Consider the following 22,502-nt stretch of genomic DNA (forward strand, 5'->3'; position numbering starts at 1 on the left):
ACTATATCACAAAAATAAGTGGCTGTATATTTTCATATATCATATAGATCCACTTGTCATTCCTTATTCAATATTTACACAAGTATATCATCATATGTTTTGATTGATTAATATTTAAATTTATGATATAATTTTCAAAATTTAAATGTGGGTGAGGTTCTCATGGACAATGAAAAAATTTTTAAAAATGAATTAAAAAAATCACATATCGAATCGAATAATCTATGGCATCATATGAAGATAAGAACTGCCACCATCAATGACCTTGATGCGATTGCTGCTGTTGAAGCAGAATGTTTCCCTGCAGCAGAAGCCGCAACAAAAGAAGAATTTGCAGAACGGATTAAATTTTACGGCGATCATTTCTGGCTGATGTTTGATGCAGACAAACTCATTGCCTTTGTAGATGGCTTTGTTACCGACCATCCGGATTTAACTGATGAAATGTATGAAAACGCCTCTATGCACAATGAAAAAGGGGCATGGCAAATGATTTTCGGTGTCAATACCATCCCCTCTTATCGTCAGCATGGCTATGCAGGAGAATTAATCCGAAGAGCCATTTTCGACGCAAAAGCCCAGCACCGAAAAGGTCTGGTATTAACCTGCAAAGACAAGCTGATCCATTATTATGCCTCCTTTGGTTTCGTGGACGAAGGCATTTCAGAATCTGTCCACGGAAATGTGGTATGGCATCAGATGCGATTAACGTTTTAATACATCTGAATGTCCTTTTCTCTATTCGTCAAAAACAAGATTTTTCCCCTTCTGTCATACCTTTTCCTCCAACTTCACAAATCCGGATTTTCTATCACTATACCATAAAAACGGGGCCGGTAAATGACTTGAATGAACAGCTTGTCATAGTGCCCGTATTCCTTTATAATAAAATCAACGTCATGACTGACCAAATAGAAATCATATGATGAAAGGAACTTTTTATGCATACACTCAAAAAATTCATTCATTACTACGGCCCCTATAAAGTGGTCTTTTTTATTGACCTGCTCTGTGCAGCCATCATCAGCCTTGTAGACCTTTCCTATCCGCAGATTCTGCGGACAGCCACCAAAACACTTTTCACTCAGGATAAAAGCATCATCCTGCATGTCCTCCCATGGATTGGCATCGGATTGTTTCTGATGTACGTGATCCAGAGCCTATGCAAATATTATGTCAGCTATCAGGGCCATATGATGGGTGCCAACATGGAACGGGATATGCGTCAGCAGCTCTTTGAGCATTATGAAAAATTGTCTTTTTCTTATTACAGCCAGAATAATTCCGGCCAGATGATGAGCAAACTGGTCAGTGACCTGTTCGATATTTCTGAGTTTGCCCACCATGGTCCGGAGAATCTGTTCATTTCTCTGATCAAAATTGTCGGTGCCTTCATCTTCCTTTTTGTCATCAACAGGAAGCTTGCTCTGCCTCTGATTTTCCTTGTCATTGTCATGTTTTTCTTCTCTTTCCGTCAGAATCAAAAGATGCAGCGGACATTCATGGAAAACAGAAGAAAAATCGGGGATGTTAATGCCAGCCTGCAGGATACTTTAGCCGGCATCCGTGTGGTTCAATCCTTTACAAATGAAGACATCGAGAAAGAAAAGTTTCGACGGAGCAATCAGGCATTCCTTGTTTCCAAAAAGGACAACTACAGATGTATGGGGGAATTCATGAGCTCCAATCTGTTCTTCCAGGGCATGATGTATCTTGTCACACTGGTTTATGGCGGTTTCTTAATCGCCAATGGCGAAATGTCTGCTGCCGATCTGGCTATGTATGCCCTGTATATCGGCATCTTCATCAGTCCGATACAGATTCTGGTAGAACTGATGGAAATGATGCAGAAGGGTCTTTCCGGTTTCCGCCGTTTTCTTGATGTTATGGAAACCGTGCCGGATATTCAGGATGCACCGGATGCCGTGGATCTTGCCAATGTGAAAGGTCATGTCTGCTATGAAGATGTCTCTTTCCATTACAGCGACGATGAGACAACCGTTCTCTCCCATGTATCCATTGATATTCCTGCCGGCAGATCCGTCGCACTGGTCGGTCCTTCCGGCGGCGGTAAGACAACCATATGCTCCCTGCTGCCCCGCTTCTACGATGTAACCGATGGCCGGATCACAATTGATGGTCACGATGTCCGCACCCTCACTCTAAAAAGTCTGCGAAGCCGGATTGGCGTTGTACAGCAGGATGTCTATCTGTTCTCCGGATCCATCCGCGATAACATTGCTTACGGCAAACCAGATGCCTCAGAAGATGAAATTATTGCAGCTGCCAAACGTGCCAATATCCATGACTTCATCATGGAATTGCCCAATCAATATGATACCTTTGTCGGTGAACGCGGTGCCAGACTTTCCGGCGGCCAGAAGCAGCGTATTTCCATTGCCCGGGTCTTCTTGAAGAATCCGCCGATTCTTATTCTTGATGAAGCAACCAGTGCCCTGGACAACGAAAGTGAGCGATGGATCCAGCACAGTCTGGAGGAACTCTCCAGAGACCGTACAACGATCACCATCGCTCACCGTCTGTCCACTATTAAAAATGCAGATGAAATCATTGTCCTCACTGAAAACGGCATTGCCGAACGCGGAACACATGAGACACTGCTTGATAAAAATGGCATTTATGCAGCCTATTACAACATGATCTAATATTGATTCAGTGAACCTATTCACTCATAATCGGAGAAAACACCGGTTTTCCATCTCTGTCAGGCAGCGGTCAGCGGTGTCAAACCGGCGGCATTCCCGCTTGCATGAAAAAGGTAATTCACACCTGCTATCTGATACATCCGCGGCAGCTTCTACGACAACCACCACTGGCCATTCGGCAGCCGTGTCAATGCCCCCGGTTCCTCTGACACCACATCACCGAATCTATTTCTGACGATCAGTTTTTCATAATATTTATAGTCTTCTGTGATCTCACACTCAGCAACGCCTTCTTCCTCCCAACAGCTGCAATAGATATGATTGTCCACAATTTCAATCACACTTTCCCGAGTTGAAAGCTTAATTGAAAATTGCTCCGGATAATAACACCGCATTTCCTCATCCTGACTGATTAAATGCGCCGGTGTCCCAACAATACGCAAATTATACAATTCTACTTCAGCCATTCCGATACTGAAGTATTCCTTACAGTCCCAATCCGGCCGATATTGCATAATCGCCACCGTCTTTTTGCTAAAATCAGCCTTTAAAAAATAAAAGTAACCTTCTATCCATTCAACTCCGCCATAGGCAATATTCCTTTCCTTTTCAAAAGGTATATACACTGCCCCAGTTTCATAATCGCCAAAAACAATCTGATTGCCCAAATATGCTTTTTCATTCACGTATTCAGCAATGTCATAAAAGTCCTCAAAATCAGTCATCCCGCAGCCATATCTTAACTGTCCCGGAACAGGCTCAAGATTCAGCCCCTGTACAACAGCCATTCTATTTATCTTCACGGTATTTTCCTCACTATTACAATTTATATTTCAATACATTCTTTTTCATCTGAGAAATATAATATCCTTCTGACATCATATCCTTCTTTCCGAAACATTCTCCCCGACTGTCCACTTTCCAAAGAGAATATGACAATCCCGCTGTCATCAAAGCGTTGGTTTCCCTCAATTCACAGGTTGAATATATCGTGTTCTTCTATGAAACATTTCGCACGGGTGTGCGACGTTTCATAGAAGAATACGATATATTCAACCGTCAATAAGAAACCAGTCCTTTCCTACAGCGGGTTCGTCATATCCTCGCAAATCATTTCCATGGCCGCACACAGGCCTGTTTCCAGTGAATCGATTCGGACATATTCTTCTCTTGTATGCTGTCCGCCACCCAGATAGACGCCGAAGCAGATGGCCGGTATGCCCATGGACAACGGAATATTGCAGTCTGTAGATCCACTTCCGAACATCGGCATCACACCGGTATTTCTGAAAATAATCCCTTCTGCCCGCTTCTGCAGCTCCGCCATTTTCTTTTTGTCTACCTGACCCATAGAAGGTCTGTCCCCGATCATCTCAATATCCACTCTGGCATCTTCACGATCTGTATATTTATCAATAATCGCTGACATTTCTCTTTCCATCAGCTCCAGTCCCATCATTCTGTCTGAACGATATTCATAGAGAATCTTCACATCCTGAGCAATGGTATTCACTGATGTACCGCCTTCGATCAATCCTACATTGTACGTCGTTTTTCCCGGCATCGTATTGGTGTCTATCTCATAAAAATCATGAATCATATCCGCAGCCACCGCAATCGCATTGGTCGCTCCAAAATCTGCATAGGAATGTCCACCGGTAGTCCGAATACGAATCTCATAACGTCTCGAACCGACAGCCCAGACGGTTCCCGCATTGTATCCGCAATCGTAAGAAACCAACTGCCCGATTCTTCCTGTATACTGTTTCACAAGAGCTCTGCATCCCTTCAAATTGCCAAGTCCCTCCTCACAGGAATTCAAGGCAAAAACCATGGTTTGTTTTGGCACAATCTTTTTCTCAGATAAATATTTCAAAGTCATCAGAATCGCACACACATTGGTGGTATCATCCCCAACTCCCGGTGCCTTAATGCAGCCGTCTTCTACAACAACCGGAATCTCTATCTCATCAGGGAAAACCGTATCCGTATGCGCCATAAAAATATGCACCGGTGCCTCCAAATCACTGCCTTTTACCTCACAGATCACATTCTTCGTATCATCAATAAACGCCTGGCCATATCCCAACTGATGCAGATACTCACAGATAAACGCAACTCTCCTTTCCTCATGATGAGACGGCGCCGGAATTGCTGTCAACTGACAGATCAACGCTTTGTATTCCTCAAAATGTTCCTTTGCAAAAGTTTTTATATCCATACAAATACCTCCCTAACGCCGATGACTCAATCACTCAGCGATATCTTTAATGCTCGAATTTCAGAAAAAAATAAAAACCGCCGCCACTGCCGAAAGACTTCGACAGGCAGCGACGGCCTCCTGATTCTAAATATGTTTTCTTAACAGAAAATGAACAATTGCCGACAGATACTTCATACTGTAATAAGTAAAAATAACAAGCGGTGCAATAAAGATCATTCTCCAGCTGAATACACTGTTGATGCTGAACAGATCCGGGAATAAAATGACACAAGCCACAAAAATCACGATCATCGTGTTGCACAAAATACTTCGGATCTTATTCATCGGGTTACATACCCGCATCAGTACCATCAGGCTGACCATGCCTGCCACAATCAAATTATACGTCGCAGTCATGCCGCTGTCAAACCCAAGTACAATAGAAATTCCCTGAATCAGCAGCATATTCAGCACCATGGTCAAAGCTCCAGGCAGTGCGACTCGAAGCACATGCTTCAGGAAGCCGCTCTGGGTCACAGTCTCGGTCTGTTCTAATGCCAGAATAAAACTTGGAATACCGATGGCCACCGTACTGATCAGTGTCAGATGAATCGGCACAAACGGATAAGAACGTCCCAATAAGATAAAAATCACATTCAACAGCAATGAATAAATCGTCTTTGTCAGATACAGAGAGCTCACTCTCTCGATGTTGGAGATAATCATACGGCCTTCGCTGACGATTTCCTTCAGATGAACAAAATCTGAATCCAGCAGCACGATATGTGCCACCTGTTTCGCTGCATCACTGCCCGCCGCCATGGCGATACCACAGTCAGCATCCTTTAAAGCCAGAACATCGTTGACACCATCGCCCACCATGCCGACAACCGATTTATTGGCCTGATAAGCCTTGATCAGACGCTGCTTCTGCTCCGGTGTTACACGGCCGAAAACCGTATAGTTCTTGACAACATTTTTCAGCTCATCAAAGCTCTCCGGCAAGGTGGAAGCATCAATATATTTGTCGCCATCCTTCAGACCGGCCTTCTGAGCAATCTGTGAAACTGTCGCCGGATTATCACCGGAAATAACCTTAATTGCCACATGCTGTGCTTCAAAATAAGCAAATGTGGACGGTGCTTCTTCTCTGACACAGTCGGAAATAACAATCAGCGCTGCCGGTTTTGGTGTTCCTACCGTACCATCGGCACTTGAAATCTGATCCGTTTCTGCCAGCAAAAGCACACGATAGCCCTGCAGTGCATAAGTCTCGCTCTTCTTCAGTAGTTCTTCATCATTCTTCATAATGAATTCCGGTGCACCCAGCACATAAGCTCCGTGCTCGCCAAAGGCAATGGCACGATATTTTCTCGCAGAGGAAAACGGAATCAGATCCGTTGTCTGCCATTTCTGCGTCTTTTCAAAATAATTCATCAAAGCCTGCTGGGTCGGATTGACATCATTGAATGCAAATGTGATCTCATTCATGACCTCTCTGATCTTCTCATCCGACATAGTCCCGCAAGGCACAACTTCCACCACTTCCAAATCACCGGTGGTGATGGTACCGGTTTTATCCAGGCAAAGCACATTCACACGGGCCAGTGCTTCAATAGCTTCCATCTCCTGCACCAATGCCTGCTTTCTTGCCAGACGGCCAACACCCAAAATAAATGAAACACTGGTCAGAAGTACCAGCCCTTCCGGAATCATACCGATAACACCGGCAACGGTGTTAACAATGGCATCGGATGTGGTGGTTCCCTCAATGGCTCTCTGAGAAAGGAAAAGCAATATACCAACCGGTACAATCAGGAAACCGACAATCTTGATAATCCTGCCGATGGAATCCTGCATTTCCGATGTGGCACGCTTTTTGTCTTTGGCTTTGGCTGCCAGAATCGTAGCATAATTCTCACTACCCACATGAATAACCCTTGCCACACCGCTTCCGGCCACAAGAAAGCTTCCCGACAACATCTCATCGCCTTCATGCTTCTTCACAGCCACAGATTCACCGGTAATCATGGATTCATTCACTTCAATGCCCTGGGCTTCCAGAACCACACAGTCCGCACCAATCTGATCACCGCTTTCCAGCACCATCACATCATCCACAACAATCTCATCCAACGGTATCTGCTTCTTCGTGCCATCCCTGATAACCGTCGCCTTCGAGGCTGTAATCACAGACAGCTTATCCACAAGACTCTTGACCTTTAACTCCTGAATAATACCAATGACTGAATTGGCAATAATCGTAAACATAAAAGTCAGATTCTTAATCTGTCCTGTCATCAGAACAAGTGCACCGAGAAAAACATTCAGAAAGTTAAAGAACGTACATAAATGCGCCCGAAAAATCTCTTTCTTCGTTCGGGATATACTGTTAGTGGTGGTATTGACCTTTCCCGCTTCAACTCTCTGGCTGACTTCACTCCCAGATAGTCCCTTATAATCTTCCGTCATAAAATCATCCTTTTTATATGGTACACCATGCATCATAACTGCCGTTGTACACTTACCTGTCACTCATTTCACAAGGTTACTGTATTGATCATTCTACAGGTACAAAAACACCATTCTTCAATTCATATGGTGTTGTCTGGTAAACAAAATAATTCATCCAGTTAGAATAAATCCACTGTCCGTGGGCACTCCACTTCATCTCCGGCTGCTTCGTCGGGTCATCATCCGGGAAATAATGCTTCGGCACTTCCGGATTCATTCCCTTCTCTGCATCCCTGAAATATTCTTTCGCCAATGTATCCACATCGTACTCTGAATGGCCCATGATAAAGAACTGGGAATCATCCGCACTGCCCACAACATAAACACCGGCCTCCTCGGAAGCCGCCATAATTCTCAGCTCCGGCACCTTCTCGATATCCTCGGCTCTCACTTCCGTATGACGGGAATGCGGCGCATAAAATGTATCATCAAAACCTCTGAACAGTCTGGACTTCTTGTTCAGCACTTTATGGGAAAATACGCCGGAAATCTTCTTGTCCAGAATATACTTCGGAATACCGTAATGATAATAAAGCCCCGCCTGGGCACCCCAGCAAATATGGAAGGTAGAATGCACATGTGTCTTACTCCACTCCATAATCTCGCATAACTCATCCCAGTATTCCACTTCTTCATATGGCATCATCTCCACCGGCGCACCGGTAATGATCATACCATCATAATTCTCATCCTTAATCTGGTCAAATTCCTGATAAAAAGCAATCATATGCTCTTCAGATACATTCTTCGACTCATGGGTCGCTGTCTGCAAAAGCGTAATCTCAATCTGCAGCGGCGTATTGGAAAGGCGTCTCAGAATCTGTGTCTCTGTCTCAATCTTCGTCGGCATCAGATTCAGAATCACAATCTTCAAAGGACGAATATCCTGAGACAAAGCTCTCGTCTCCGTCATCACGAAAATGTGCTCATCCTCCAACACGGACTTTGCCGGCAAATCATCCTGTATTTTAATCGGCATGTTGTCGTCTCCTCCTAAATCTATCTGTCTGCATGTGCAGACAAAACTCAATAATCAAACTAAATATCCATTAAAAATCGCTGCGCATCCATGCGGAGCGTTTACCACAGGCGGAATTTATACTCCAATTATGATAAAAAGGCTCCCATCCTTATTTTCAGCGGAATTGGGAGCAAATTCCATGTATAATAGATATTGTAATTTTTTTTGCATCTTCTGTCAAGGACGATTGACTGACTTATTTCTTATATTATTCTTAATTGTTGCATCCCAGAAAGATATTCTTTTTTCTAACCAGTCGACAAATCGGAATTAAATACAGATAACATGCCGCTGCAAGACAATATACCGGTGCACCAATCGTAGCTGCCGGCACGGCTCCCGCAATGGACCACGGAATAAGTGCCGAAATCAAAACGGCAGAATCTTCCAGATCAACTGCTCTCTGCGAATTCTCTTGTGCTTTATACAAAACACAAAGGATGACTGCACATACAATACTGAGCGTCATCGACTGCTTCACATCGACACGCAGCATTGAAAGTCCAAGCACAATAACAGCCGGCAAAATCATCCATCTATTCAGCTGAAACTCTTTTGCAAAAACATCCGATATGGAAGCGGCATCAACCTGATTGGCACCACCAAGTCCAATCGCCCCATAGATGATACACGTCAGTACAAAAGGAACTGCTGCAGTCCTTAACATATTTCGGATATTGTCAAACAGATTCGTATCTGTTACAGAGGCCACGAGAATTGCGCTGCTTGAAAGCGGTGAACATCTGTCACCAAAAAAACAGCCTGAAATCACCGCGCCACCGCTAATTACCGGATTAACACCTGCTGTACCGGCAATCGTCATACTGATCACGCCCATCGTTGCAGCTGTTCCAAATGAAGTCCCTGTCATAAAAGAAACAAGACAATTCATCAAAAAAATGGTCACGATCAGAATAGATGGCTTAAATAACCCCGCTGCGGATGATACGATATAAGCGATCGTACCATCTGCACGCCACATCGCTGTCAAAATACCGACAATAGCCAGCACACTCAGGACATTCACAGCCTTTTTTATGCCATTGACTGCCATCCATATTAAATCATCCAGCGCAAATCCACACCTGATGCCTGCAGCAAGTATAAGAAGCAGTCCTGCAAGTAGTATAGTAATTATCATTGATTGACTCCTTTGACACGGCCGCACTGTGAAGCGCCCGTTTATCTCTTTCATTATTATAGCGATTATCACAGCCGTCTACAAGTTCCAAATCACTGTTTTTTTCCCCACCCGGGACCACCCACTTCTAACTCAAATGATACAATAGCAGCATAGAAAACAAATTATTTTTCACAACTCATCAAAAATCAAATAAACAGAAAAGAAAGGAATTGATACATCAATGTTATTAACTATTATCGGATTAGCCCTCCTCTTTATAATCCTTGTAAATGTTGTTTTATTTTGTCTCGAAACAGAAGCTGTCGGCATCATCATTTCTATCATCGGTATCCTTATTTTCCTGAGCGGAGGATATCTATACGGCGTTATTGTTGTAATCGTAGGTATTTGTCTGTATAATCACGCAAAAGAGACAAATGAAAAAGCCGAAAAGGAAAGGTCAAAAAAATATTTCCAACAAGAAATGTACAAACTTGTGGAACAATGTTGGAATAGTCAAACCTATGATTTCAATTGGAAACTTTGGTTTGACAATAAAGATGCAATTTTCTACGGTGATTCAAGTTTAGAACTTAAAAAGACAGCTCAGGCAGAGCTTCAGAGCCTTGGAAAAGCCCAAATCAATCTGCTCAATATGTACCTTGATTTAATGCTCATGTACGGTAGAGAAGCACAAGACATGGATAGCCAGCCCTGCCACTATTCCGAAGTCAGGGGAACGCAATAGAAAAATTCATAGCTGTATGCTATACTTAATTAGCATTTGAACATATCAAGCTGACACAGCAATCTCTTTGCTTGCCGTTAATGTGCGTCTACCAACAGTCCGCAGAAAGCAAGAGTAGCGTAAAGGTATAAAAATTTCAAACTTCTTTGTAACGAAATTCCGATTTCTCCGTCTAACCTATGAAGCTGAAGGAGGTGATGACAAGTATGGACTATGAAAAGCTCTATAAAGCCTACTATTTACAGGTATACTCGTATACTATTTCTCTTGCCAAAAATCGTGAGATAGCAGAGGAAATCACGCAGAACACATTCTATAAGGCTGTTTCTACAACATCACAATTCAAAGGTAAGTCAGATGAATTGACATGGCTCTGCTCCATAGCAAAAAATCTTTACCATGATGAAATGCGAAGCCGTCAGCGAGTAGCTGATGTGAGTGAAATCAATGACTTGCCATCAAATGAAAATGTTGAGAACTCAGTTGCAGATTCTGACATGGCGTTCCGCATACACCTCGTTCTTCACCGTTTGGAAGAACCATACAAAGAAGTCTTTCAGCTTCGCGTATTCGGGGAACTATCTTTTTCACAAATCGCTGCAATTTTTGGAAAAACAGAATCATGGGCGAGAGTTACTTATCATCGTGCAAAGCTAAAAATTCAAGAAAGGATGGATGAAAAGCATGAGTAAACAATGCGATATTGTTCGAGATATTCTTCCGCTGTATGTTGACGGTGCTTGCAGCGAAGCAAGCGCAGAGATGGTAAAAGAGCATTTGAACGCCTGTGCTGATTGTAACGCAATTTATCAGAAATTGCTTTCTCACACGAGCGAAGATGTTCTTCACGAAGAAAGCGAAAGCGTTATTATGCGCCATGAGGCAAAAGAAAAGCAGAGGGGCAGGAAAAAGATAACGATTGCTGTTCTCGTTTCCATCGCTCTTTGTACCATTGCAATTTTTACAGCTCTCTTTCTGTTACCTATAAACATTGCTTATGAGCCTGTCAAAATCGACTTCCCATTTGAGGTTGAAGATGTCGAAAGCGTTGAAATGTACCACTATGACGGAGTGCCTGCATCAGCAGAAAAGAAAGTAGTTGTTGCTGAAAATGATATAAAGACCCTGTATGATAAGTTCAAGGACTTATCCTTAAAAGACAAAACAACTGAGGAAACTGCCGGAGCAGATGTGACCAGCTTTAGATTTAACCTCTCAGATGGAACAAGCTACGATTTGATTTACGCCTGCTATGGAGTTAAAAACGGCGAATTGAAGTCAGAAGCAGGCGGTTTTAAGTATTTCACAAGTGCGGATATTGGCTCTTATTGGAACAATTTGAATACGGACCTTGAAGCAATTCCTATCAATGAGAGTGAATTGCCGTGAGCAGATAGCAAACCCAGCCGAGCCTGTCAACGGTCAAGATGAACGGCGCAAATGCGCCGCCGTTGACAGCCCCGCCCGTCTTTGCTGTTCGGTAATCAAGAGGGCGACAGCACAAGATGCTGCCGCCCTCTGCCATTATTCAGAAAGGGGGATTTTCCATGACCGAACACGAAAAGTATCAAGAACATATCCGGCATACACACGATGCCTTTTGCAAGACTGTTATTCGCCACGCTGCCATAGACGCAGCCCGGAGCATACGGAGCCGCCGCAAGCGGGAAATCTCGCTTGAATATCTGATAGAAGAAAAACACTATCCATTCAGTACCACAGATAAATACTTTGCGGAGCAATCCGGCATGACCAGCTATCCGCTTTTCGTCTGTGGTCAGATGGTGCTTTTGGAAAGTCCAGAGCTTGCCGCAGCCCTGTCCGCACTATCACAGATGGAACAGGAAATCATTTTCTTGTACTACTTCCAACGATTGACGCATAGGGAGATTGGACGGAGATATGGACGGGCTGGCAACACAACCGGGCGGCGTATTCAGATGATTTTACGGCGGCTACGGGCAGAGTTGGAGGGCTTGTCCTATGAACCAGCTACTTCCCTATGAAACAATCGTTAAGGCAAGCGAGGGCGACCCGGAAGCTGTTGCCGCCGTCCTATCCCATTATGCCGGATATATCCGCTCTTGTGCGAAAATGGACGGACAGATCAACACAGATATGCAGGAACATATCGTCGGGCGGCTGATAGAAAGCCTGTTGAAGTTCCGCTTTGACCGCTAAGCAGAAAAGTTGTATAATTAGAGCCTGACAAATTAAACTTTAATGGGGGTGGAGCAAATGGAACAGATTATCAATTATAGAGACATACCCACAGATAAAAGGCTTGACATATTAAATGCTCTTGAGCGAATAGGTTTTTTTCCTGCATACGGCGGTGTGAAAACCATGCAACAAATTATGGAAAAGTCAGTTCCGGGTTCAGGTCCACAATTCTATTTCGTTTTCCGTGAAAATGAGTTGATAGGGTACAATTTTCTCATTGGTGACACTAAGAAATATAAAGCGTTCCCATGGCTTGCTATTAGCAATATGGATGAGCAGAAGTTGGCTGTTTGCGAAGAACTGATGAAAATACAAATTGCTTTTTTTGAAGAACTCGGAATGCAAAAGATAGCAGATCATTGCGTTAGGATTATGGAAGATTACAGAAAAGGGATTGGAAAGCGAAAAGAAAGCGATTGCAGATAAATTCCATTTGAAAAACGGCTGACAATTTAATACCGCCGCCCATCACAGCGGCATATAAGCAGTAAATCTTGAAAAAGGTTTGCTGCTTTTTTTGCGCCTATTTTCAAAAATCTTTGGCAAACCACACCGCCGGATTGTTGTAGGGAGCAGGACGGGGAAATCAAAAAAATTTCCGCTGCATTTGCCAAAACGCACCTTTTTCACCGTTGTAGTGGTGAACAGCGGGCAGAACACGCCGCCGCAATCGCTATATTGGTGGAGCAAGCCAGTATATCCGCAAACCAGAGCCGCCGAGGAAAGCGGCAGTTTTTTAGAGCAAGATTCTACCACGGTGCCAAAATCCGCATATCTGCGGTTTTGCCCCTTTGGTAAATCTTGTTGGGGAGTGCCTTCCCCAAACCCTGCTCATGCGCCCTGTCGGGCGAGAAAGGAGGTCAACGCTTGAAGAAAAAATACAACACGCCCCACCGCTGCCATGTGGTCAAAACCCGCATGACCGAGGAAGAATACGCCGACTTTACCGAGCGGCTGAAACACTATGACATGAGCCAAGCCGAATTTATCCGGCAAGCCATCACACGGGCGACTATTCGCCCCATCGTTACCGTTTCCCCGGTCAACGATGAACTGCTGTCCGCCGTTGGCAGGCTGACCGCCGAATACGGAAAAATCGGCGGCAACCTCAATCAGATCGCCCGCGTCCTCAATGAGTACGGCACACCATACAACGCCCTGTCCGTTGAAGTCCGCGCCGCCATTTCTGACCTTGCCGCCTTGAAGTTTGAAGTCTTGCGAAAGGTAGGTGACGCTGTTGGCAACATTCAAACATATCAGCTCTAAAAATGCGGATTATGGCGCAACCGAGCAGTACCTCACCTTTGAACATGATGAGTTTACCATGAAGCCCACCCTTGATGAAAGCGGGCGGCTCATGCTCCGGGAGGACTACCGAATAGCAACGCTGAACTGCGGCGGCGAGGATTTTGCTGTTGCCTGTATGCGATCCAATCTCCGTTATGGGAAAAACCAAAAACGAGAAGATGTGAAAAGCCACCACTACATTATCAGCTTTGACCCACGGGACGCAGTAGACAACGGCTTGACCGTAGACCGGGCGCAGGCGTTGGGCGAGGAATTTTGCCGGAAACAGTTTCCCGGACACCAAGCCATTGTCTGCACCCACCCGGACGGACATAACCACAGCGGAAATATCCATGTGCATATCGTTATCAATTCTCTGCGGATAGCGGAAGTTCCGTTCCTGCCTTACATGGACAGACCGGCGGACACCCGCGCCGGGTGCAAGCACCGCTGCACAGACGCGGCGATGGAATACTTCAAAGCCGAAGTCATGGAGCTGTGCCACCGGGAAAATCTCTATCAAATCGACCTTTTGCATGGCAGCAAGAACCGCATTACCGAGCGCGAGTATTGGGCGCAGCGGAAAGGACAGGCAAAGCTGGACAAGGAAGCTGCCGCCTTACCAGCCGAGGAGCAGCCAGCCAAGCCCACGAAGTTTGAAACAGACAAGGAAAAATTGCGGCAGACCATACGCGCCGCGCTGTCCTCTGCCGCCAGCTATGACGAGTTCTCCGCCGTTCTTTTGCAGCAGGGCGTGACCGTCAAGGAGAGCCGGGGGCGGCTATCCTATCTCACGCCGGACAGGACAAAGCCCATTACCGCCCGCAAGCTGGGCGACGATTTTGACCGCACCGCCGTTCTTGCCCTTTTGGAACAGAATGCCCACAGAACCGCCGAGCAGACCGCAGCCATACCCGAATATCCCCGCAGCATAAAGGAGCGTTTGCAGGGTAAAAAAGCTGTCCAAACCGCCCCGGAAAAGGACGGTATTCAGCGTATGGTTGACCGGGCGGCAAAACGAGCGGAGGGAAAAGGCGTGGGATATGACCGCTGGGCGGCAGTCCACAATCTGAAACAAATGGCGGCTACCGTTGCCGCCTACGGGCAGTACGGCTATTCGCCGGAGGAACTGGACGCAGCCCTTGTATCTGCCAATGCGGATTTACAGGACAGCACCGCCAAGCTGAAAGCCCTGGACGCTGCTATCCGGGAGAAAAAAGAGCTTCAGACACAGGTGATTGCCTATGCCAAGACCAAGCCTGCCCGTGATGGTCTGAAAGCACAGAAAACGGAGAAAGCCCGCAGCACCTATCGGGAACGGTACGAAAGCGATTTTATCATAGCGGACGCAGCCGCCCGTTATTTCCGGGCGCATGGCGTTTCCAAGCTGCCAAGTCATAAGGCGCTGCAAGCGGAAATCGAGCAGCTTACCGCCGAAAAGAACGCCCACTACAACGAATACCGGGAGAAAAAAGCCCGCGTCAAGGAGCTGCATACCGTGAAAAGCAATCTTTCCCAAATCCTGCAAGGCGAGAAAGACAGAGAGAAAACACACGAACAGGAGCGTTAAAAACCGCCCCAAACGATACCAAAACGGGGATATGCCCTGCACCCTATCCGCAATACTACCCACCTTTGAAACGGGGCATACAGCGCAGGAAATCCCCGAAAATGATACCGAGAAACAACATTTTTACCGACCTATCCGCTTATACCAGCGGAAGCGGCAGAAAGGAGCGAGAAATGCCGCGCATGAGCAAAAAGCGGCGGTTGGAATGGAGCTTTTTCCTCAACCACCGAAACCGTATTACTTACAATGACCTTTGCCGGGGCTGCACACACGGCTGCAGGCAGAGCTTCCGGGCGATTATCGTCCTCTGCCCCCGGTATTTCTCTAAGAGATGGAAACACAGGGAGGACACCGCCAATGGCAGATAACCGCAAATATTACTACCTCAAACTGAAAGAAAACTTCTTCGACAGCGATTCCATTGTGCTGTTAGAGGACATGAAAGACGGGATTTTGTATTCCAATATCCTCTTGAAGCTGTACTTAAAATCGCTGAAAAATGGCGGCAGATTACAGCTTGACGAGCATATCCCCTATACCGCCCAGATGATAGCCACGCTGACCCGTCACCAAATCGGGACGGTGGAACGGGCGTTAGCCATCTTCCAGCAGTTAGGGCTTGTGGAGCAGCTTGACTGCGGGCTGCTTTATATGACCGACATTGAGCTGATGATCGGTCAATCCTCTACCGAAGCGGAACGGAAACGCGCCGCAAGGCTTGAAAACAAGGCGCTTTTGCCGCCGCGGACAAATGGCGGACATTTGTCCGACATTCGTCCACCAGAGATAGAGATAAAGAAAGAGATAGATATAGAGTTAGAAAAAGAGGGAGAGTTAAAGGGACAAGCCCCCGCCCGCCGCTATGGCAGATACAACAATGTTTTTCTTTCCGATACGGAACTGGACGAGCTGAAAGCGGAACTGCCCGACAAATGGGAGTATTATATTGACCGCTTATCTACTCATATAGCGTCCAAAGGAACGAAATACCGTAGCCATGCAGCCACGATATACAAGTGGGCGCAGGAGGACGAAGCCAAGAAACCGCCGAAAAAAGGCATACCCGATTACACCTTTAAGGAGGGCGAGAGTTTATGACTGAACTTTTTACCGATACCGTTTTGAATATGATGACTACTACCGCAGAGCCGGAGGACTACACAGGCGAGGACGGGCTGCTTTACTGCGGCAAGTGCCGCACCCCGAAAGAAGCCTACTTCCCGGAAAAGCAAGCCGCCCCGTTTGGGCGTGACCGCCACCCGGCAGAATGTGACTGCCAGAAAGCCAAGCGTTTGGAGCGTGAAACCGCCGAACAGCGCAGAAAGCACCTTGATACCGTGGAGGACTTGAAACGCCAGGGATTTACCAATCCCACCATGCAGGAATGGACTTTCGCCAATGACAACGGGAAATGCCCGCAAATGGAGATTGCACACTTCTATGTGGAGCATTGGGAAATCATGCGCGAGGAAAATATCGGCTATCTGCTATGGGGCAAGGTCGGCACAGGAAAAAGCTATTTTGCCGGGTGTATCGCTAATGCCCTCATGGAGCAGGAAGTCGCTGTCCGCATGACGAATTTTTCTGCGATTTTGAATGACCTGACCGCCAGCTTTGGGGGGCGCAACGAGTATATCGAGCGTCTTTGCCGATTTCCTCTGCTTATCATTGATGATTTTGGAATGGAGCGCGGCACAGAGTACGGTTTAGAACAGGTCTACAATGTGATTGACAGCCGCTACCGCAGCCGCAAGCCCCTAATCGTCACCACCAATCTGACATTGGACAGCCTGCAAAATCCGCTGGACACCGCCCATGCCCGGATTTATGACCGCCTTTTGGAAATGTGCGCCCCTATCCTCTTTACGGGTGAGAACTTTCGCCGGGAAACGGCGCAAGCCAAGCTGAACAGGCTGAAAAAGCTAATGGGGGCCCCACAAAGCCGTAAGGCTTTGCGGGGAGAGGAGGAGCAAGGAAATGAGCGTAGTTTTCCGCTCCAGCGGGAAACGGAGCCGAATGGACTTTGCGACGACGAGATGAAATGAAAGGAGTTGCCTATGGCAGAGAACAAGCAGAACACCACCCCGGAACGCCGCCCGGACTGCGTGACAGAGATCCGCATGGGCAACACCGTCCTTGTCGTTTCCGGCTTTTTCAAGAAAGATACCACCGACACCGCAGCCGATAAGATGATGAAAGTGCTGGAGGCGGAAGCCGCCGCAGGACACAAAGCCCAGCTTTCGCCTTAACGCTACAAGCCGCACAGAAAAATCGTCATTTTACCGGGCGGTAAAGAAGCAGAAGCCGCTATACAGACAGCCGCCCCATGTGGTATAATCGAAATACGGAATAGTGGGGCTGGCTGTCGGAAACGGAGGATTTTATGTTAAGACAGACCACCCAGAAAATCACTGCCCTTTATCCAAGACTATCCCATGAGGACGAGCTGCAAGGCGAGAGCAATTCCATTTCCAACCAGAAGCGTATTCTTGAAACCTATGCAAAGCAGAACGGCTTTTCCAATCTGCGCTGGTACACGGACGACGGTTATTCTGGTGCGAACTTTCAAAGACCCGGTTTTCAAGCCATGCTTGCGGACATTGAAGCCGGAAAAGTCGGGACAGTTATCGTAAAGGATATGTCGAGGTTAGGGCGAAACTACCTGCAAGTGGGAATGTACACGGAGATGATTTTCCCACAAAAAGGCGTCCGCTTTATCGCCATCAACGATGGAGTAGACAGCGCACAGGGCGACAATGATTTTGCCCCTCTGCGGAACATTTTCAACGAATGGCTGGTGAGAGATACGAGTAAGAAAATCAAAGCTGTAAAACGGTCAAAAGGCATGAGCGGCAAGCCTGTTACGAGCAAACCCGTGTACGGCTACCTCATGGACGAGGACGAAAACTTCATCATTGACGAGGAAGCCGCACCCGTGGTCAAGCAGATATACCGTCTGTGCCTTGCCGGGAACGGTCCGACCAAGATAGCCCGTATGCTGACCGAGCAGGAAATCCCAACGTCGGGAACGCTGGAATACCGCAGGACGGGCAGTACACGCCGCTATCACCCCGGCTATGAGTGCAAATGGGCGACAAATACCGTGGTGCATATCCTTGAAAACCGGGAGTACATGGGCTGTTTGGTGAACTTCAAGACGGAGAAACCGTCCTACAAGACCAAGCACAGCATAGAAAATCCCATTGAGAAACAGGCAATTTTCGAGAACCACCATGAGCCTATCATCGACACCCAGACATGGGAGCGTGTGCAGGAATTACGCAAACAGCGCAAGCGTCCGAACCGCTATGATGAAGTGGGCTTGTTCTCTGGTATGCTCTTTTGCGCGGACTGCGGCAGCGTCATGTATCAGCAGCGTTACCAGACCGATAAGCGGAAACAGGATTGCTATATCTGCGGGAACTACAAGAAGCGCATCCATGACTGCACCGCACATTTTATCCGCACCGACCTTTTGACTGCGGGCGTTCTCTCCAATCTACGGAAAGTGACGAGCTATGCGGCAAAGCATGAAGCCCGGTTTATGAAGCTGCTGATCGAGCAGAACGAGGACGGCGGCAAACGCCGGAACGCCGCCAAGAAAAAGGAACTGGAAGCTGCCGAAAAGCGTATCGGTGAACTTTCCGCTATTTTCAAGCGGCTGTATGAGGACAGCGTAAGCGGTCGCATTTCTGACGAGCGTTTCACGGAGCTTTCGGCAGACTATGAAGCCGAACAGCAGGAATTGAAAGAGCGTGTTGCCAGAATACAGGCGGAGCTTTCCAAAGCACAGGAAGCTACCGTAAACGCAGAAAAGTTTATGAACATTGTCCGCAAGCACATGAACTTTGAAGAACTGACCCACACCCTCTTGCGTGAGTTTGTAGAGAAAATCGTTGTGCATGAGTGCAGCTACGATGAAAACGGCACACGCAGACAGGATATTGAGATTTACTATTCTTTCGTCGGCAAAGTGGACTTGCCCGAATGACCGCCCGCCCTATCCGATATCAAAGGCAAGTATCGGATAGGAACGGCAAAATTTTTTACACTTCTATTACTTCTTTATCACACATAAGCAAATGACAACGGAATATCGTAAAGACTGGGCTATGAAAGAAATAAAGTCAAGAGAGCGCATCGTTTTAAACCTTGAAGATATCTTCAGTGAGCCGTTTCATGGTTCTGCTACAAATTCATTGCTCCGAGAAGTACACCAATACAGACAGGACCTTTATGATTATGTCCTTTACAAACGCAAGCCACTCAATCAGCAAAAACTATCCAGCATGATTAAACGAGGACAGACTATTATATCTGCGGTCCATTAATCCGCTACCCATCGATTGAAATCCAAGGCTACGACTTGTAAAAAGGGAAGGATCAAGATCGACGAAACTGAAAAGAGGGAATCACTTTCGTGGTTCCCTCTCATAAAAATCCTTATTCTATGCGGCTTTGTGATTAGCCGAAGTATCTCTTCAGCAGACCTTCGAATGCCTTGCCGTGTCTTGCCTCATCGCGGGCCATCTCATGAACTGTGTCGTGGATAGCATCCAGGTTCAGAGCTTAAAATCGCACTATTTTCAAGGCTTTTTTCCTTCTTTTCTTCACCGGAAGATTCACATTTTCACTCCTCTTTTTCAAGGTGTAAAATTCTAAATTCACAGGATTCTCCCCAAAATTTCAAAAAATCTCAAAAAAAATCGAGTCTAAAAATAAAAATCAAGAAAAGAAAAAAAATAAATAAAGAAAGGACGATTCTATGCTATGAAAAAGCGTACAGGAGTTTTTCAGCTGCCGGATGGCACGTGGGGATATCGTGCGAGAATCGAGAATCAATTTGATATTAGACGAACAAGAGACCGAAACGGCTTAATAATGAAAACCGCTGCTGCTGCGGAAAAAGAGAGAAACTGGGCAATCGCGAACGAATTACAACGTCGCAGAGATAAAAAAGCGGAAAAATATGGGCTTAAAAATGGCACGGTAGCAGACATATATGAACATTGCGTTATTCCAGAAAGTCAGAAAAAAGCTTACGGAACAGTGTGTAAACGAAAGAGTCTCTGGAAGAATCATTTCCGTGCGAGGTGGGGACAGAGAGATATAAAAAGTCTGTCTGCCGGCGAAATAAATTTATGGTTGTCTGAATTAATGGATGACGATTATGCCTTTGGCTACGTGGAAGGGTTTTTAAAATTCTTCTATGTAATTATCGGAACAGCCTATCGGCATAATTATATAGGCAAATCGCAATACAACCGCCTTTGTGAGGATAAAAAAGCAAGAATCACGATGCCGTGCGAAAAGCCGAAACAGGATATTGTGGTGTATAATAGAGAAGAAATGAAGCAGCTGGATGATTTTTTCAGAGGCTCGACGGTCGAGACGGCCTACATGATCGGCAAATTTTGTGGACTACGAATAAATGAGACATTCGGATTAAAATGGGATCATGTGTGTTTTGAAGGTGGTTACATAAAAATTGACAGACAACAGCAGTACATCGACGGCATCCTCTCCCTTGTCAAACCTAAGACAAAAAACGCATACCGGAATGTCGTCATGCCGCAGGCCCTCATCAACCATCTTCTTCTCCTAAGATCAGAATTCGCTGCCCTCACGCCGGAGGAAAAGCAAAAACGGGAGCTTAGAGCCCGCCGCATCATCGACATTGACGGAAGCGTCATCTCCGCCACAGAATTGGTTAATTGTAGTATGGATGGAACGCTATACACACGCAATTCATTCAAATATCATGCTAGAGAATTGAAGAAGCGCAGAATTGAATTTCGTTATCACAACCTCCGCCACACATACGGATCGCGGATGGCCAATGCCGGCGTCCCGCAGCACTTACTGCTGAAAATGATGGGGCACGGCAGCATAACAGTCACACAGCAGTACTACCTCGGGATCAACGACGAAGGTATAGATATCATAAGAAAAAAGCTGGTGTAGAGGAGGAGAATGTTTATATAAAGCTAGATTTTAAGGATATAGCAGAGACAGATAGAGAGGAAGATGAATAAAGTCTTTTTGGAATTAAATTCCACAACAGCAACATAACATAAACAAACTAAGAGCCGGACTTCTGCTTCTCCTGTTGCAGTCATCCGGCTCCTTTGTCGCCTCCTCTTTCCTGTCTCCTCTCCAATTAAAATCTTTTCCAGAATTTTCCAATTTTTCTGTCACATCTTGACGATAAAAACAGTTTATATAGTAGAAAGCGCTGCAATCCCATCATTTTTTCGTTTTCGATTTCGTTTTTTGAGATCAGCTGGCGTGTTTGCCAGATTTTTTTTAGTGGATTGGCGAGTTCTGTATATGTGTTGCCAGAATTTTGAAGAGCTTGACTGGCAGCAGATGCCGGGAGATATCATTTTTTTGATATTGTCCCGGCTTTTTTGTACGAACTGGGCCAAGTATAGCTGACACAGTAAAAGCATCTTCTTCCGTGGCAAAATAAAGCAAACTGGGCCAGCTATAGGTGACACAGTACGTGAGGGTGTCCAGGTACTGCAGCAGGTAGAGAAGCAGATCAAACTGTGGCAGGTATAGGTGACACAGTGTTAAAAAAGGAATCTTCTTCCTCTCCTGTTTCGTTTTTTTTGCTGGAGGGGATTTTTCTGTTTTTTTTCGTTTTTTTGATGATGATTGAGTGTGATGATAAAATCATTGTTCCGATCTGGTTCTATAACGTCTATGATAAAAATATAATTTTTCTTTCAAATGTGTATAACTTATTACACAATTAGATTTTTATGAACGATTTTCTGGTAAAAGTGTGGAAAATTTGCTGTGGTATAATATAGAAAAATAGTTTTTTGATGAGGAGGAAACTGAGGATGAGTGAGAATATGTTGAGCATTAGAGATTTGAAGATTATTGATGCATATGCTTACGCGAGAGGCACGCTTGGCGTGACGGCAGAGACGATAATGGATGTAGCAGCGGATGTAGTGGATATGCTAATTGTAAGGGAACATTATAAAATTAGTTCTGCATTACACATTGTGGGAATGTCGGCGGAACAGTATGTAGCCGTGAGGGCAAGGGAAGCGGATTGCTGGTGGGACAGAGAAACCGGAATTAATTTGGAGGAAGATAGAAGGAAGGAGAATGGCAGCAATGATTAGGCGCA

Annotated in this window: 24 protein-coding genes and 1 pseudogene; 17 read left to right on the top strand and 8 right to left on the bottom strand. The window is 45.8% G+C overall.

Annotated features, from left to right (window positions below):
• The first annotated feature begins 234 nt into the window (after positions 1-234).
• Together NBH03_RS05800 and NBH03_RS05805 are read left to right on the top strand one after the other, a co-directional pair.
• A complete protein-coding gene (locus NBH03_RS05800) occupies positions 235-717 on the top strand; it encodes a GNAT family N-acetyltransferase (RefSeq protein WP_250798152.1) in 483 nt (160 codons plus the stop codon).
• A 224-nt stretch (positions 718-941) separates the two neighbouring features.
• Positions 942-2,666 carry an ABC transporter ATP-binding protein gene (locus NBH03_RS05805; protein WP_250798073.1) on the top strand — a complete coding sequence of 575 codons (1,725 nt, stop codon included), beginning with the start codon at positions 942-944 and terminating at the stop codon, positions 2,664-2,666.
• Between the two features lie 59 nt (positions 2,667-2,725).
• Here NBH03_RS05805 and NBH03_RS16085 read toward each other — a convergent pair whose 3' ends face one another.
• The 6 genes from NBH03_RS16085 to NBH03_RS05835 all read right to left on the bottom strand — a co-directional run bounded on the left by NBH03_RS16085 (position 2,726) and on the right by NBH03_RS05835 (position 9,545).
• On the bottom strand, positions 2,726-2,806 hold the full coding sequence (locus NBH03_RS16085; protein ID WP_334303174.1) for a DUF6440 family protein: 81 nt from the start codon (positions 2,804-2,806) through the stop codon (positions 2,726-2,728).
• A 12-nt stretch (positions 2,807-2,818) separates the two neighbouring features.
• On the bottom strand, positions 2,819-3,469 hold the full coding sequence (locus tag NBH03_RS05815; protein ID WP_250798074.1) for a hypothetical protein: 651 nt from the start codon (positions 3,467-3,469) through the stop codon (positions 2,819-2,821).
• A 278-nt stretch (positions 3,470-3,747) separates the two neighbouring features.
• The gene (locus NBH03_RS05820; protein ID WP_250798078.1) at positions 3,748-4,887 is read right to left on the bottom strand and encodes a M20/M25/M40 family metallo-hydrolase; all 1,140 of its coding nucleotides are present in this window, start codon (positions 4,885-4,887) and stop codon (positions 3,748-3,750) included.
• 126 nt (positions 4,888-5,013) lie between these two features.
• A complete protein-coding gene (locus NBH03_RS05825; protein WP_250798080.1) occupies positions 5,014-7,341 on the bottom strand; it encodes an HAD-IC family P-type ATPase in 2,328 nt (775 codons plus the stop codon).
• A gap of 88 nt (positions 7,342-7,429) precedes the next feature.
• Positions 7,430-8,362, bottom strand: coding sequence for a homoserine O-acetyltransferase MetA (metA, locus tag NBH03_RS05830; RefSeq protein ID WP_015515284.1), 933 nt, complete (start codon positions 8,360-8,362; stop codon positions 7,430-7,432).
• A 256-nt stretch (positions 8,363-8,618) separates the two neighbouring features.
• Positions 8,619-9,545, bottom strand: a complete 927-nt coding sequence (locus NBH03_RS05835; protein ID WP_250798082.1) for a Na+/H+ antiporter NhaC family protein — start codon at positions 9,543-9,545, stop codon at positions 8,619-8,621.
• 223 nt (positions 9,546-9,768) lie between these two features.
• Here NBH03_RS05835 and NBH03_RS05840 point away from each other — a divergent pair, with 223 nt between their 5' ends.
• The 6 genes from NBH03_RS05840 (at position 9,769) to NBH03_RS05865 (ending at position 12,924) form a co-directional block, all read left to right on the top strand.
• Positions 9,769-10,275 carry a hypothetical protein gene (locus NBH03_RS05840; RefSeq protein WP_250798090.1) on the top strand — a complete coding sequence of 169 codons (507 nt, stop codon included), beginning with the start codon at positions 9,769-9,771 and terminating at the stop codon, positions 10,273-10,275.
• Positions 10,276-10,481: 206 nt separating this feature from the next.
• Complete coding sequence (locus NBH03_RS05845; protein WP_008818014.1) at positions 10,482-10,967, top strand: RNA polymerase sigma factor; 486 nt, start codon at positions 10,482-10,484, stop codon at positions 10,965-10,967.
• A complete protein-coding gene (locus tag NBH03_RS05850) occupies positions 10,960-11,664 on the top strand; it encodes a zf-HC2 domain-containing protein (protein ID WP_009259848.1) in 705 nt (234 codons plus the stop codon). Before NBH03_RS05845 ends, NBH03_RS05850 begins: the two co-directional genes overlap by 8 nt.
• 158 nt (positions 11,665-11,822) lie before the next feature.
• A complete protein-coding gene (locus tag NBH03_RS05855; RefSeq protein ID WP_023921375.1) occupies positions 11,823-12,281 on the top strand; it encodes an RNA polymerase sigma factor in 459 nt (152 codons plus the stop codon).
• Positions 12,259-12,456, top strand: coding sequence for a helix-turn-helix domain-containing protein (locus NBH03_RS05860; protein ID WP_004853580.1), 198 nt, complete (start codon positions 12,259-12,261; stop codon positions 12,454-12,456). The genes NBH03_RS05855 and NBH03_RS05860 overlap by 23 nt, the downstream gene beginning before the upstream one ends.
• A gap of 57 nt (positions 12,457-12,513) precedes the next feature.
• The gene (locus tag NBH03_RS05865; RefSeq protein WP_023921374.1) at positions 12,514-12,924 is read left to right on the top strand and encodes a hypothetical protein; all 411 of its coding nucleotides are present in this window, start codon (positions 12,514-12,516) and stop codon (positions 12,922-12,924) included.
• A 42-nt stretch (positions 12,925-12,966) separates the two neighbouring features.
• Here the strand turns inward: NBH03_RS05865 and NBH03_RS05870 are convergent, their stop codons facing one another.
• Positions 12,967-13,254, bottom strand: coding sequence for a hypothetical protein (locus NBH03_RS05870; RefSeq protein WP_243281675.1), 288 nt, complete (start codon positions 13,252-13,254; stop codon positions 12,967-12,969).
• A gap of 111 nt (positions 13,255-13,365) precedes the next feature.
• Here NBH03_RS05870 and NBH03_RS05875 point away from each other — a divergent pair, with 111 nt between their 5' ends.
• The 7 genes from NBH03_RS05875 (at position 13,366) to NBH03_RS05905 (ending at position 19,346) form a co-directional block, all read left to right on the top strand.
• A complete protein-coding gene (locus NBH03_RS05875) occupies positions 13,366-13,764 on the top strand; it encodes a plasmid mobilization protein (RefSeq protein WP_009259847.1) in 399 nt (132 codons plus the stop codon).
• Positions 13,736-15,355 carry a relaxase/mobilization nuclease domain-containing protein gene (locus NBH03_RS05880; protein WP_009259846.1) on the top strand — a complete coding sequence of 540 codons (1,620 nt, stop codon included), beginning with the start codon at positions 13,736-13,738 and terminating at the stop codon, positions 15,353-15,355. Before NBH03_RS05875 ends, NBH03_RS05880 begins: the two co-directional genes overlap by 29 nt.
• A 173-nt stretch (positions 15,356-15,528) precedes the next feature.
• Positions 15,529-15,723: a hypothetical protein gene (locus tag NBH03_RS05885; RefSeq protein ID WP_250798156.1), complete on the top strand. Its 195-nt coding sequence runs from the start codon at positions 15,529-15,531 to the stop codon at positions 15,721-15,723.
• Positions 15,713-16,453, top strand: a complete 741-nt coding sequence (locus tag NBH03_RS05890) for a phage replisome organizer N-terminal domain-containing protein (protein WP_009259845.1) — start codon at positions 15,713-15,715, stop codon at positions 16,451-16,453. The genes NBH03_RS05885 and NBH03_RS05890 overlap by 11 nt, the downstream gene beginning before the upstream one ends.
• Positions 16,450-17,400, top strand: coding sequence for an ATP-binding protein (locus tag NBH03_RS05895; protein ID WP_009259844.1), 951 nt, complete (start codon positions 16,450-16,452; stop codon positions 17,398-17,400). The genes NBH03_RS05890 and NBH03_RS05895 overlap by 4 nt, the downstream gene beginning before the upstream one ends.
• Positions 17,401-17,412: 12 nt before the next feature.
• Positions 17,413-17,604: a transposon-encoded TnpW family protein gene (locus tag NBH03_RS05900; protein ID WP_005946147.1), complete on the top strand. Its 192-nt coding sequence runs from the start codon at positions 17,413-17,415 to the stop codon at positions 17,602-17,604.
• 134 nt (positions 17,605-17,738) lie between these two features.
• Complete coding sequence (locus NBH03_RS05905) at positions 17,739-19,346, top strand: recombinase family protein (protein WP_250798092.1); 1,608 nt, start codon at positions 17,739-17,741, stop codon at positions 19,344-19,346.
• 473 nt (positions 19,347-19,819) lie between these two features.
• Here NBH03_RS05905 and NBH03_RS16090 read toward each other — a convergent pair.
• Positions 19,820-19,924: pseudogene (locus tag NBH03_RS16090) on the bottom strand (NADH peroxidase); the annotation flags it as partial.
• A gap of 201 nt (positions 19,925-20,125) precedes the next feature.
• Between NBH03_RS16090 and NBH03_RS05915 the strand changes: the two are divergent.
• A complete protein-coding gene (locus NBH03_RS05915; protein WP_250798093.1) occupies positions 20,126-21,319 on the top strand; it encodes a site-specific integrase in 1,194 nt (397 codons plus the stop codon).
• 887 nt (positions 21,320-22,206) lie between these two features.
• Positions 22,207-22,497, top strand: coding sequence for a hypothetical protein (locus tag NBH03_RS05920; protein WP_250798094.1), 291 nt, complete (start codon positions 22,207-22,209; stop codon positions 22,495-22,497).
• Positions 22,498-22,502 lie beyond the last annotated feature (5 nt).

The sequence above is a fragment of the Coprococcus intestinalis genome (assembly GCF_023656595.1).
GTDB classification, from domain to species: Bacteria; Bacillota; Clostridia; order Lachnospirales; family Lachnospiraceae; genus Coprococcus_A; species Coprococcus_A intestinihominis.